General features: G+C 42.3%; 18 protein-coding genes. 7 read left to right on the plus strand and 11 right to left on the minus strand.

What is annotated here, in order from left to right:
* Positions 1-5: 5 nt before the first annotated feature.
* Positions 6-1,172 (plus strand): DNA-processing protein DprA, encoded by a 1,167-nt coding sequence (dprA, locus tag OSCIL6407_RS0122455; protein WP_026103824.1) that lies wholly within the window; start codon positions 6-8, stop codon positions 1,170-1,172.
* A 117-nt stretch (positions 1,173-1,289) separates the two neighbouring features.
* Here dprA and OSCIL6407_RS0122460 read toward each other — a convergent pair whose 3' ends face one another.
* The 6 genes from OSCIL6407_RS0122460 to petC form a co-directional block, all read right to left on the minus strand.
* Positions 1,290-1,763 (minus strand): rhodanese-like domain-containing protein, encoded by a 474-nt coding sequence (locus OSCIL6407_RS0122460; protein ID WP_007354833.1) that lies wholly within the window; start codon positions 1,761-1,763, stop codon positions 1,290-1,292.
* 53 nt (positions 1,764-1,816) lie between these two features.
* Positions 1,817-2,272, minus strand: a complete 456-nt coding sequence (locus OSCIL6407_RS0122465; RefSeq protein WP_007354832.1) for a DUF2214 family protein — start codon at positions 2,270-2,272, stop codon at positions 1,817-1,819.
* 99 nt (positions 2,273-2,371) lie between these two features.
* Positions 2,372-2,752: a rhodanese-like domain-containing protein gene (locus OSCIL6407_RS0122470; RefSeq protein ID WP_007354831.1), complete on the minus strand. Its 381-nt coding sequence runs from the start codon at positions 2,750-2,752 to the stop codon at positions 2,372-2,374.
* Between the two features lie 46 nt (positions 2,753-2,798).
* Positions 2,799-3,239 (minus strand): NifB/NifX family molybdenum-iron cluster-binding protein, encoded by a 441-nt coding sequence (locus tag OSCIL6407_RS0122475; protein ID WP_007354830.1) that lies wholly within the window; start codon positions 3,237-3,239, stop codon positions 2,799-2,801.
* Between the two features lie 105 nt (positions 3,240-3,344).
* Positions 3,345-3,785: a fused DSP-PTPase phosphatase/NAD kinase-like protein gene (locus OSCIL6407_RS0122480; protein ID WP_007354829.1), complete on the minus strand. Its 441-nt coding sequence runs from the start codon at positions 3,783-3,785 to the stop codon at positions 3,345-3,347.
* A gap of 35 nt (positions 3,786-3,820) precedes the next feature.
* On the minus strand, positions 3,821-4,354 hold the full coding sequence (gene petC, locus OSCIL6407_RS0122485; RefSeq protein ID WP_007354828.1) for a cytochrome b6-f complex iron-sulfur subunit: 534 nt from the start codon (positions 4,352-4,354) through the stop codon (positions 3,821-3,823).
* Positions 4,355-4,577: 223 nt separating this feature from the next.
* Here petC and OSCIL6407_RS36750 point away from each other — a divergent pair, with 223 nt between their 5' ends.
* Both OSCIL6407_RS36750 and OSCIL6407_RS38375 read left to right on the plus strand, forming a co-directional pair.
* The gene (locus OSCIL6407_RS36750) at positions 4,578-4,889 is read left to right on the plus strand and encodes a helix-turn-helix domain-containing protein (protein WP_019487690.1); all 312 of its coding nucleotides are present in this window, start codon (positions 4,578-4,580) and stop codon (positions 4,887-4,889) included.
* Between the two features lie 10 nt (positions 4,890-4,899).
* Complete coding sequence (locus OSCIL6407_RS38375; RefSeq protein ID WP_019487691.1) at positions 4,900-5,166, plus strand: transposase; 267 nt, start codon at positions 4,900-4,902, stop codon at positions 5,164-5,166.
* Between the two features lie 40 nt (positions 5,167-5,206).
* Here the strand turns inward: OSCIL6407_RS38375 and OSCIL6407_RS0122500 are convergent, their stop codons facing one another.
* From OSCIL6407_RS0122500 to OSCIL6407_RS0122510, 3 genes are all read right to left on the minus strand, one after another.
* Entirely contained in the window at positions 5,207-6,256 is a 1,050-nt protein-coding gene (locus OSCIL6407_RS0122500) for a mannose-1-phosphate guanylyltransferase (RefSeq protein WP_007358354.1), read from the minus strand.
* Between the two features lie 88 nt (positions 6,257-6,344).
* The gene (locus OSCIL6407_RS0122505) at positions 6,345-6,701 is read right to left on the minus strand and encodes a hypothetical protein (RefSeq protein WP_234708835.1); all 357 of its coding nucleotides are present in this window, start codon (positions 6,699-6,701) and stop codon (positions 6,345-6,347) included.
* Complete coding sequence (locus tag OSCIL6407_RS0122510) at positions 6,682-7,497, minus strand: class I SAM-dependent methyltransferase (protein WP_007358352.1); 816 nt, start codon at positions 7,495-7,497, stop codon at positions 6,682-6,684. The genes OSCIL6407_RS0122505 and OSCIL6407_RS0122510 overlap by 20 nt, the downstream gene beginning before the upstream one ends.
* A gap of 156 nt (positions 7,498-7,653) precedes the next feature.
* Between OSCIL6407_RS0122510 and OSCIL6407_RS0122515 the strand changes: the two genes are divergently transcribed.
* From OSCIL6407_RS0122515 to OSCIL6407_RS0122530, 4 genes are all read left to right on the plus strand, one after another.
* Positions 7,654-8,649, plus strand: a complete 996-nt coding sequence (locus OSCIL6407_RS0122515; RefSeq protein WP_007358351.1) for an RNA-guided endonuclease InsQ/TnpB family protein — start codon at positions 7,654-7,656, stop codon at positions 8,647-8,649.
* A gap of 251 nt (positions 8,650-8,900) precedes the next feature.
* Positions 8,901-10,217: an LCP family protein gene (locus OSCIL6407_RS0122520; protein ID WP_007358350.1), complete on the plus strand. Its 1,317-nt coding sequence runs from the start codon at positions 8,901-8,903 to the stop codon at positions 10,215-10,217.
* Positions 10,218-10,319: 102 nt separating this feature from the next.
* On the plus strand, positions 10,320-10,832 hold the full coding sequence (locus OSCIL6407_RS0122525; protein WP_007358349.1) for a globin family protein: 513 nt from the start codon (positions 10,320-10,322) through the stop codon (positions 10,830-10,832).
* Positions 10,833-10,973: 141 nt separating this feature from the next.
* Positions 10,974-11,564, plus strand: a complete 591-nt coding sequence (locus OSCIL6407_RS0122530; RefSeq protein WP_007358348.1) for a phycobilisome rod-core linker polypeptide — start codon at positions 10,974-10,976, stop codon at positions 11,562-11,564.
* A gap of 138 nt (positions 11,565-11,702) precedes the next feature.
* Here the strand turns inward: OSCIL6407_RS0122530 and OSCIL6407_RS0122535 are convergent, their stop codons facing one another.
* Positions 11,703-12,062: a DUF5615 family PIN-like protein gene (locus OSCIL6407_RS0122535; protein WP_007358347.1), complete on the minus strand. Its 360-nt coding sequence runs from the start codon at positions 12,060-12,062 to the stop codon at positions 11,703-11,705.
* Entirely contained in the window at positions 12,046-12,297 is a 252-nt protein-coding gene (locus tag OSCIL6407_RS0122540; RefSeq protein WP_007358346.1) for a DUF433 domain-containing protein, read from the minus strand. Before OSCIL6407_RS0122540 ends, OSCIL6407_RS0122535 begins: the two co-directional genes overlap by 17 nt.
* Positions 12,298-12,379: the final 82 nt, after the last annotated feature.

Here is a 12,379-nt window from a genome sequence, read left to right on the forward strand (position 1 = left end):
CTTATTTGAGCGGAGAACGTGCCTACTGGTTAGCTTGGTCGCAAATAAAAGGTGTTGGGCCAATGTCCCTGCACAGATTACAGCAACACTTTGGTAATTTAACAGATGCTTGGGCAGCAAAACCAGCAGATTTACAGCAAGTTAATGGATTTGGTAAGCAGACAATTGAAACAGTCATCGGGGAAAGATCCTGTCTTAATCCCGAACAATTCCTCGAAGAACATCAAAAGAAAAACCCCTGTTTCTGGACACCCGCCGATACAGATTATCCCCGTTTACTATTAGAAATACCGAATCCACCACCTGTGCTTTATTATCGTGGTAATGTCGATCTGAAAGAAAATCACGGTATTACGCCGACTGTTGGGATTGTCGGTACGCGATCGCCTTCTGAATACGGAAAACGTTGGACTCGTAAAATTAGCACAGCCTTGGCAAAAAGAGGCTTTACCATTGTTTCTGGATTAGCCGCCGGCATTGATACAGAAGCTCATGCAGGCTGTTTAGACAGCGGTGGAAGGACTCTAGCAATTTTTGGCACTGGTGTTGATATTGTCTATCCTGCTGCGAATAAAAAGCTAGCTGAACGAGTTTTAGAGCAAGGATTAGCTATTAGCGAATATCCGGCGGGAACCAAACCTTATAAAACTCATTTTCCCCAACGCAATCGGATTATTGCTGGCTTAAGTCGGGCGGTATTGGTAATGGAAGCGCCGCAGAAATCGGGTGCTTTGATTACTGCTTATCAGGCTAATGATTTTTGTCGAGATGTTTATGTTTTAACTGCGAGATTAGACGATGAGCGCTCTTTTGGATGTTTGGAGTTACTGAGTAAAGGTGCTCATCCTATTTTACCTAGTAACGATCGCTTTTTAAGTGAAGAGCGTTTGTTAGAAATGCTGGGGGCTATGCCAAAATTAGATTCTGCTCAATTAGATTCTGCTCAATTAAATTCTCCTCAACAGTTGTCGCTATTTCCTGAAAATCCGCCGCCTATTTTAGAGCCAGACTTAGCGAAAGTATTGGAGGCGATCCCGTTTGAATCTACTGTTTTTGATTTGATTGTTGAAAGAGCAGGTTTAGCACCGGGAGAGGTATCTAGTGCGCTTTTACAGCTAGAATTATTAGAGTTAGTTTCGCAGTTGCCCGGAATGCGTTATCAGCGTTGTTAGGAAGAAGGAAGAAGGAAGAAGGATTTAGTTATCTAGGAGAGAAGGAAGAATGTTTATACAGTCAGTTTTTTAGCCATCCTTATCTTATGTTTAATTAGATGGATTTACTTAATAATTTTATATGGATTTGTTTTCCAAAGGTTCACCTGCGGCTTTCCAACCTTGAATGCTAGGAGGAAAAGCCCGGACGTTAGTATATCCTAACATTTCCAAAGTCATAACTCCCATTCCCGTTCGATAGCCCGTTGTACAATAGAGAACTACAGGGCGAACTTTTGGAATTTTATCTAGATTTTCAGCTAAGGTTGGCAAGGGGATATTAATGGCATTGGGAATGTGACCAGTTGCGTATTCAGCAGGCTGTCTGACATCAATTAATAGAGGATTATCTCTGGCAATTATCTTTTTGAGATCCTGGATTTTCATCACAGTGTAATAATCGCCGGGAAGAGAATTCAAAAAATTATCGATCGCTGCTGATAACTGCGTTTGAGGTATAGAACTAAGTGCTATGAGTGGCATGGGTGCGATCGCTAAAATCCAAATAGATAATAACGTTCCCATCAATAATTTCAGAAAAAATTTTCGCATATCTTTATCCTTAGAACTAAATAAACTCGCTACATTGCCGCCAGTTATCTACATCAGTTCCACCCGCTCATTCTCGCCATAACTGCTGCTAGGAGTGGCAATAAAGTAAAACCGAATAATTCTCCTTTGATTAGCCAAGATAGTCGGTTTACCTGGGCAATCTCTAAACTGGGAGCCTCACCCTTTTGCAAGTCTTTAAACCATGAAATAAAGGTGAATGTTGGATATAGGGAAAATAAACTGACTAGAATAAACACACCCATTTTAGCATAGAAAAAGGGATTATTTAGATAATAATCTGTTCCTTTGCCAAAGTAGAGAACTCTCAAAACTCCTGTCACTAGAATTATCGTCGCAGCTATCCCGTAAGCTGCATCAGCAAAAGCCACTCTTTTTGCTTCATCAAGTGTCATTTCTTTTTTTAAGTTGAACATCTCTACTGTCAGAGATGCAAAGGCTAGCATGAAGCCTAAGTAATGGAAATAAGCTGTGATTGAACTTGCCCACATGATGATCTCAGAAAAAGTGCAACGAACTAGAGAATTTTACTAGGTTAAAAAGCTTCTGGGAAATGAGTTAGTGGGGTAATATACCCCACCATTAAATGCTCAAGTTTTACCCATTGCTATTTCTAGTTTCAATTGCCGCCATTCTACCATACCGCCAGTAATATTAAAAACCGCTTCAAACCCTGACTTAATCAGAAAGTCGGCAGCAATTGGACTGCGGTGAGATGTTAAACAAATAACAGCAATTGGTTGATCTTGGGGCAAATCTCGAAACCATTGGGGTAAAATCCATTTGCGAAGCCAAGAAATTCTCCCGATCAAAATTCGAGGTAAACTGAGATTGATTGCACCAGGAGCGTGACCTGTGGCATACTCTAACTGACTGCGAACATCAATTAATAAAGGTCGGTTAGATAACTGAGTGAATTCTAGAGGGGAGAGATTAACCAGACTTGGTTTCATTAAAGATATAGATGCCATTGAAAACCTCTTTTCAATTTCAACTCACCAACATTTTTTGACAATCTTAATTGCCACCTTCTGCTGCACATTCGTGATGATGTTGATGACCGTGTTCGTGACGATGTTTATGATCGTGTTTTTCTTCATGTTTGTGTTCACCGCCATGTTCGTGACATTCTGCTTCTTCTCTCACTAAAGAACCATCAAGATAAGCGCTCACCGCTTTGTCTAAATCGGTTTCTTTGGTGACAATTGCTGCAATTCCTTTGCGTTCCAGCCTTTCCACCAAACCGCGTCCCATTCCCCCAGCAATCAAAACTTGTATATCATCTAATGGATGGGATTCATCGGGTGAACTATCGTGAAAAGATTGTGCTGGAGATAATTCTAAAAGTTGCTTGCCCAGAATTTCTGTGGCGTTGGTTTCGTAAATCCAAAATTTGCGGCAATGTCCAGCGTGTTCTGTAATCGCTGTTTTATTTTGACTCGCTAAGGCGATTTTCATAGCTGCTCCTGCTCTTTAAAGTGTTGATAATTTAGGCTTAATGCGTCAGTTACTTTCAATGGTTGAAAATCTTTAACTGAGATTTCGATTCAGATGGAAAACTAACTAAACTTTTGAGGTTTTCTGGGACTGAAAATACTGATGAGCATAAGCTTCCAAGGGACAATTAGGCTTGTGTTCCAGTCCCAAAGCCTGCCGACGCTCTAAATAATGTTGTTCCGTCCAGTTTTGTTCAATAGCTAAAGTTAATAAAGTCATTACTCCGGCTCGTAAACCTGACGCACATCGCGTATAAATTGGTTTGGGTGCGGCATCAACGGCTTGGATAAAGCCTTCGAGAGTGGCTGGAGTTAAGTTTAGTCTATCGATGGGCAGACTAATAAATTCAAAACCCAGTTGTTTGACTTGTTCTGCATTCAATTGATTCTCTTCACTGATTGTACACAAATCAATGATGGTTTGGTAGCCTTTTTGGTGAATTTCTCTCAGTTCTTCCTGGGAAACAACATTACCAATTGCTAGAGATTCAGTTACGTTTTGAAACATTAATTTTGTCCTACTGTTGATTAATTGATTTATGCTTAAACCCACCAGGGAGCATTCCCAGTTCGCGGGTCAATTTCTGTCCAAGGAGCCATAAAAATTGTGTTGTTTTCAACGGTGACGCGAACTAATTTCAGTGGGAGAGGTGCGGGCCCACGCACGACAGAACCATCAGGACTATAGCGAGAACCATGACAGGGACATTGAAATTGTTGGTCGGTTTCATTCCAAGGAAATGTGCAACCTAAATGGGTGCAGTTATCGACAATTCCGATATTGTCGATCGCGCCGTCTTGTTTGACAATTAAATAAGTAGGTTCGCCAGCTAACCCAGCAACTAAGGCGCGAGTTCCAGGGGGTTCTGCTAATATCTGGCTGGCAGGAATGGGATTGCCTAATTTATCTTTGGCGATGATTGCTCCTCCTGCGCCGCTTTCTGTGGGTGGGATCAAGTATTTGGCTACTGGATAAAGTGCGGCTCCCGCAGTGGAGGCCACGACTGCACCCGTCAAAAAATTGAGCAATTGCCGACGGGATATGGAAGGACTATCGAGGGGAAAAGTGTTGTCCATTTTGGATTCGTTCTTAAGTTGGTGCAATTTGCACCATTAATACTACTATATAGCTAATTAGTCAAATAGTCAAGTCAATGTTTTACTTTTTCTGGTTGAAGCTTGCCATCCAGGGCGAAGCGCTATAACTGTAAGTTGGAAACTTGTTGATAGGCAAGCTCCAAATTAATACCATTTCCCTAAAAGTATGCTATAATAACAATGAGATTTTGAGGAGTGGTGCATGAAAGTAAATTACCAAGAAAGAATTGATTTAAGCGTTGGGGAGTTAAAAATAATTTTGTCGCAGCAGCGAACTATAACTAACCGACAAAAAATTCAGGCACTTTATTGGTTAAAAGCGGGATTAAGTCCCAGCCTTACAGATGTAGCAGAACGTTTAGGGGTACATAGGATAACTGTAAATAGATGGTTAAAACAATATTGGTGTCAAGATGAAACAAGAATTGGCTTAAAAACAATTGAAAGGAAAAGAATTACAGCTTTAGGAGTCAAACCAATAGGTAAAGTTCAATGGAATTTTAAAGCCTACTAATGTTATCCAATTGGATAATGGAAAGTTCCATCAAAGTAGTAGGCTAAAAATACCCGATAATATTCTACTAATTTTTCAACCACCATACAGCCCTGAATTGAATCCAATTGAGAGAATATGGTTACACATAAAACAAGAACTAAGTTGGGGAATCTATGAAAATCTAGAGGGTCTTAAAGAAAAAGTTTGCGTTTTTCTGGGAGAACTTTCAACAGAAGAAATAGCATCTATAGCCGGATGGGACTATATTTTATCAGCCCTAGCTACTGTTGCATAATTTTGGAGAATTGGTATAAGTTATTGAACGAGGATCGTAATTAAAGCAAATCTCTCAAAGTCGCATCCTCCCCCAAAACCTTCAATACTTTCTTAATCTCCTGAGTCCTCTCCTTCTTCACAATCAAAGTCACATTCCCATCTCGCACCACCACCACATCTTCCAAACCAATAGTTACAATTACCTCAGCATCATCCGCCGCATAAAAAATTCCCCCACTCGTATCAATTCCCACATGATTTGCTAACTCTACATTAGCCTTATCTCCCTGCAACAAACGCGCGATCGCATTCCAATCTCCCAAATCATCCCAACCAAAAGCCACAGGCAAAACGTAAGCCTTCTGTGTCTTCTCCATCAACGCATAATCAATACTAATCTTCGGCAAATCGTGATAAGCAGCCGCACCCTTCGCTTCCAAAGCCGCCATCATTTCCGGTACATAATCCCGCAACTCTGCCAATACCACCCCCACCCGAAACACAAAAATTCCGCCATTCCAACTAAACCTACCAGTAGCTAAAAATTCCTCAGCCGTCTTGATATCAGGCTTTTCCGTAAACCTCGCCACCCGATAAGCTGGAAATCCCCCAAAACTACCAATTTCCTCACCTTGCTCAATATAGCCGTAGCCAGTCGAAGCATAACTAGGTTTTACTCCCAAAGTTGCGATCGCATCCCTACTCACAGCCAACTCAGCCGCCGCCGCCAAAGTCGCCTCAAACACCTCCGGTTCCGCAATCCAATGATCTGCCGGGAAAAATCCCACCACCGCATCTTCACCATAACGCCGAGAAGTCTCGATCGCAGTCCACGCCACCGCTGGGGCCGTATCCCGTCCCTCCGGTTCCGCCAACAAATTCTCGACTGGCAATAAGGGTAACTGTTCCCGCACCCCATCCGCCAACTGTGCAGATGTCACCACCCACAAACCATCCCAACCCCCAGCCAACGGCAATAAACGCTCAGCCGTAGCTTGCAACAAACTCTTACCACTGCCATCCAGACTCAAAAACTGTTTTGGTCGATGTTTGCGACTCAAAGGCCAGAAACGTTCACCCTTACCACCAGCGAGAATAACAGGAATCATAATTTATTTAGGATTTTAGAGTTTGCATGATTTAATTTTAATAGCAAAATGGCTGACGATCGCGGCAAAGCCTTCTTCCTTCTACTTACTACACATATTCATCCACAATGTTGTAAATAGCTTGCGCTAATGCTGGATCGAATTTTAATTCCATAATCTCGCTTTCAGGATTTTTCATTATTACATTATCTAAACTTTTGGCTTTGAAACGAAACATATCTGCTTCAGTATTGACATCGATCTTGAAGTTGTCACCATCTACTCGAACGGAAATAATATCATCGAGCGAAATTTTATACGTAAAAGTCAGAAGATATTTAAGCCGACTTGATGTATTGATGATTTCCAGAATTTTTTCTCTATTAGTAAAACAAATATCTGCCATATAGTTGTTACTCCTGAATTTTTTAGCAGCCTCGAATGACTTACTTCTGCGCGATCGCATACAAGACATTTACCTCCAGTTTATGAACTTCATTAGTCCGCAGAAATTCCAGATTCGCTTGTCGCACACGCTCCCTTGCCACTGAGTTCAATTGGTCAATCGTACCCCTGAGCCCCCCACCCAAAATCATCGTCCACCAATCTTCAGGAGAATTCAGTTCATGGGTGACAGCTTCGGCAAAAACCTCTATCTGTGTCGCGCCACCCGCTTCTAGGAGTGCCTTGAGCGAGGCGCGATCGCTAATACGATCCCAGGGTGTAAATTTTTTAACCAAGTCTGGACGTTCCGCCTCAATCGTATTCCAGAATATTTGGTTTGCAGGTTCAAACACTTTCTCTCCCCAGGAAGTAATCGCTAGTTTCCCCCCAGGACGAACCATTCGCCAAAGTTCTCGAACTGCTGCAATCATATCTGGAACAAAGAAAATCCCGAAAACACAAACAATTGCGTCAAAACTCTCGCTGGGTAGCCCTAGATTTTCAAAATCGCCATATCGAAATTCTATATTTTCAAGACCTTGCTGCTGTGACTTATTGCGTGCCAGTTCCAGTAAGGATTCGGCAATATCTATACCTAGCACCTGTCCAGTCGCACCTACAGATATTGCTGCGGGAATTGCAGAAGCACCAGTCCCACAACAAACGTCTAAAACACGATCTCCAGAACTAAGCGAAAGTCGATCGATCGTTTGTTGCCCAAAACGACTCCAGAAAGATAAGGCTGGAGCGTCAAAGCGATCGGATGCGGCATTAAAAATTGTTTCGATCTTCGCGATCGCCTCTTCCTTGCTAGTCATAAAAAATTTCGGTAATGGGGAAATGAGAGCGTATTTTATAAGAAATACCCTGAAAACCCTGCGACTTTAGTCCAGGGATGAAAGGGGACGGGAGACTTTAGTCTCCCAGTTAGATATTCCAAGTATAGTACAATAAATCAAAGGAGGTGAAACCAAATGTATGCAGTGCAAAAAGATATCTGGCATTTAACAGGGCGCGATAAATCTATTGTCGAGCAAGTATTGAGATGGTCGAACAATTTGTTTAATGTGGGAACTTACGAAAGTCGGCAACGATACTTTAGGGATAGAAGCGCAGTTAAATATCCCGAACTGTACAAAATAACCAAAGCCAATGAAAATTACGGATTGCTTCACTCACAAGTAGCTCAACAATCCCTCAAATCTGTCGCCGAATCCTTTAGCTCTTTCCGAGGCTTAGAAAGGCTGGCTAAGAAAGGAAAACTTAATCAAAAGCCGAGACTACCCAAATATAGAACCAAAGGCGGTATGTACCAAGTCTCTTATCCGGGACAAGCCTTGAAAATAGTCGGCAATCGAGTGAGACTACCTCTGGGAACCAAAGGAAAAGAACACTTTGGGGCAGATGCTCTCTGGGTTCCATTACCTGAACGCATCAAAGGTTGCCCGCTCAAAGAACTCAGGCTAATCCCTAGAAATGGTGAGGTATGGATTGAATATGTCCACGAATCTCTGACTGAACAAGCCCCTAGTTGCAGCTTGGAAGTAACGGGAATTCTAGGCATCGATCATGGTATCAATAACTGGTTGACCTGTGTTTCTAGTAATGGTAATCCCTTTATTGTCGATGGTCACAAATTGAAGTCTTGGAACCAATGGTTTAACAAGCAAAAAGCGCGAGTTCAATCAGAACACGCTAAACGTAAGTTGCCCAAAGACCGAGATTGTCTGCCAGTGAAAGTTGGTGAAAAACCCGACAATTGGCAGCCATCAGGTAAAAGAATCAAACGAGGTTTGTACCGTTCGGCTCAGAAATTAATTCTGAATGCAGATGTTAATGGCGCGGCAAATATCATCCGCAAATCAAAAGTAGCCACAGACTCAATTATTGAGCGAGTGGGTAGCGGGTTGCTGACAAACCCTTTAAGAATTAAACTTTGGCGGGATTCATCCCCCTCATTTTGTCCTTAAGAATCCCTGCGTATGACAGACCGGGGAGTGTCAAAATTAAACAGCTTGACTAAAAAGGGGAAGTGGTTAAAATCGCTGACCTCATTACCCTCTCAGGTCTAAGTTTTGCAACTTTTCTAACTCGCCCTCTGATACTAAATCTGTCCTAACATTAACATTCCGATCCCTTGCTATCAATGTTCCACGGTCGCCCTTCCCCCGCTATCCCACGCGATCTAAAATCTAAAACCAAAAATCTAAAATTAAGACCTATGATTCCCTCACGCCCACAACCCAAGGTAGCTCGATCGCTGTTTTGGATCTTTCTTCTATTATTAATCGCGACTGCATCAGCCACCTTTGGAGCAATTTTTGGCGCAATTACCGCTCTGATCGCCCCTGTAGAGCCTGAAATCATCTCCAAGGCCCTAGACACCTATGACACATTCACGGGAGCACCCAACCGCCTTGAATACCGCCTATCTCGCCCTGTTAACATCTTAGTCATGGGAGTCGATCGCGTACCAGAAGCCTCCCCCAATTCTTCCCAAGCCTTTAACGGTCGCAGCGATACAATATTGCTAGTGCGAATCGATCCTAGCGATCGCTCTATCAACTTACTCTCCATCCCACGAGATACCCAAGTCGAGCTTCCCAATATTGGTCAAACCAAAATTAGCGAAGCTAACGCTCAAGGGGGTCAAGCTTTAACAGCCAAAGTCCTTAGCAATACTCTCAATAATCTGCCTATTGAGCGTTATGTCCGCGTAAGTACGGGTGCATTTCGGGAATTAGTCGATCTTTTAGGCGGCGTAGACGTATTCGTACCCCGTGCGATGAACTACACGGACAACGCCCAGCAGTTAAATATTAATTTAGTGCAAGGGTGGCAAACCCTGAATGGAGAACAGGCAGATCAGTTTGCTAGGTTCCGCAATGATGGGTTAGGAGATATCGGCCGCATCCAGCGACAACAAAGTTTAATCCAATCTGTTTGGAAACGCCTTAGCAGTCCCGCAACGCTTCCGCGTTTACCGCAAATTATCCGCGTGATGCAAAAGTACGTTGACACCAATCTCAGTTTTGAGGAAATCCTGACTCTGGGGACTTTTGGTCTGCAATTGGATCGAGATAACTTCAAAATGGTGATGTTACCTGGCAGTTCGAGTTCTAGTGAGGAAGACTTTCGGAGTTATTGGATTGTAGACCCCGCAGGACGCGATCGCGTTATGTCCCAATTTTTTAAGGTTGGCGCTCCTGATTTTGCACTCACAGGGCGATCGCGCAGCGAATACGACCCCATCTTGCCCCGCGACCTCAAAATTTCTATCCAAAACGCTTCTAGCAATCCCCAAGCAGCTACACGCCTTACCACATATCTCGCCGACAAAGGATTTGATAATATCTCAGTCGCCGAAGATTGGCCAGACCGACAGCGCCAGAGCCAGATTATCGTCCAGCGTGGGGACTTAGCAGCAGCCGACATCCTCAAAAAAGCTTTAGGCGGTGGCAAAATTGAAGCAAATTCTACAGGTGAAATCGCTTCAGACTTAACCATTCGGCTCGGAGAAGATTGGGCAAATCGATAACTTTATGATTCTTTCACAATATTAACAATTGCATCAAACCCTTGACTTATCAACATTTTGGCATCAAATTAAAAGTAATAAGTCAAAAAAGAGGCTGTGAAAATGCCCGGAATTAATGCCGCCTGGGAGACTATAATCAATCAAAGTGAGGGTCGCTATCTCAATAGTACAGAGCTTCAGGCAATGCAACGGTATGTGCAAACATTCTCTGTCAGGTCAAAAACTTATGAACTTCTACGAGAGAAATCCGATAGTCTGGTAACGCAGGCGATGAAAAAATTCATGTTAGTACACCCTGATATTGTGCAAAAGCATTCTCAGCGCTGTATATATGACATGAAAATGACTATTTGCATCACAGCCCTGGCAATTCTGCGGGATGACCAACAGTTTTTTAAAGAATGCCTAAGCTTGTGGTTAGCAAATATTCTAGAGGCTCATCAGAAGAACCTTCCTTGTCTCAAAGCTTATTGTTGCCTTGAGGAAATTCTTAAAGAGCAACTACCAACAGCAGCTAGCCAGTTAGTTTTACCTTACATAGATATCGTTTTGCAAGCTTTAGATAAACCAGCTAAACTGATGGCAACAGTGCAGCGAGGCGCAGTCAAAGTTTAAGCGATCGCTCGAGCATTTAGTATTTAAGACATTAGCTAGAAGGGTGCAAAAGTTAAGAAAAATATGAATTCTGTAAGGAATCTACAATTACTGAATTCTGGGTTTTGACACAATATCAAAATGCACTTGGGAGTAAAGACAATGGCATTACAAACACGAATCACAGCCAATCAACAAGCTTCTGCTGAAGAACGCTCCTTGATGATCAAACAAATTTATCAGCAGGTATTAGAACGCCAACCATACTTAGCCGAACGTCGCAAGTTAGCGGAGTTAGAGACATCTTTTATTAAAGGGAAGATTGGCATTCGGCACTTTCTCAAGACCTTAGCACTTTGTCCAGTTTATTTAGAACGGTTTTACGAGAACAGTTCTAATCTTAAATTCATTGAAAATGCTTTTAAGCATTTTCTAGGACGTTCGCCGCAAAATGAAGAGGAAATTCGAGGAAGCGATCAGTTGCTTATCCGTCAGGGAGTAGGAGCAATGATATCAGCTTTGGTAGATTCAGAAGAGTATCGTCACGCTTTTGGTTCCTTTACAGTTCCCTATTGGCGGAAAGATAAGCACGAGTCTCCTAGCGCTTATTTGGAAAACCAATTACTCGGAAAAGAGCACGCAGGTCAACGCGGTTGGGGTATCCCCACTCTTTACTGGCACGAATTGGATTTAGATTGTTATGCGGGTCATTGTCGTCCTGTGAGGGTATCTTATAGTCGCCTGCGTTCTTAATAGTTGGTAAGTAGTTGCGCTTTAGTGTTTGAGGAGCGCTGAAGCGTAACTATAATGGTTTAACTAATTGGTATAAGGCAAAAATGGAAGAGAGAGCGCTATTTTAGATTATTTGAAAAAGGGCGAAACAGCAATCGCTCAAGGAAGAATCGAAACAATATCCCCAGCATCATTAATACGAACTGCCGAACCTACTGGCAGCGATAATATCATAGTGCTAACTTGTCTCATCAAAGGTAGAAGATTGTCGGGTCTTGTACTGCTAGAATCTAATACCACAATTCTAATAAAACGACTTCCTAGATTTTGTTGATAGGGGAGATTTTTATCAGCGGTAATAAAAACATCAAAAGGATGAGTCTCCGATCTATCCAGAATTTCCCTGTCTTTTAGGCCTCTCCACCCCATGTCATAAACATTGCTGATTGAATGACCCTCGTCTAAGAAAGGTTGCTTGAGTTTTTGACTCAATAGATTTTCATCAAGCAGTATAAGCATTATTATTACTTTCTAGCGAGAGCATCATCTTAGTTAGATTTTCTAATACTTTAATTGCCTGACTTTCTAAGTAAGGAAAATCATTAATAAATTCTGTGAAACCGCTTTCACCTTCCAGGTAGTCGAAAAAAGTCTTTAAGGGGACGCGGGTGCCGACAAATACAGGTACACCGCTCATAATTTCTGGATCGCGGTGAATAATTCCTCTTGTTTGCAGTAATTCTTCTATTTTCACTGGTTTTACTCCTTTATATTAAAAGAAGTGGACAAGTTTAGTTGTAAACTCTTAGTAATTATATCATAACTTTAAAAGAAGC

It is taken from the genome of Kamptonema formosum PCC 6407, assembly GCF_000332155.1.
GTDB lineage: Bacteria > Cyanobacteriota > Cyanobacteriia > Cyanobacteriales > Microcoleaceae > Kamptonema > Kamptonema formosum.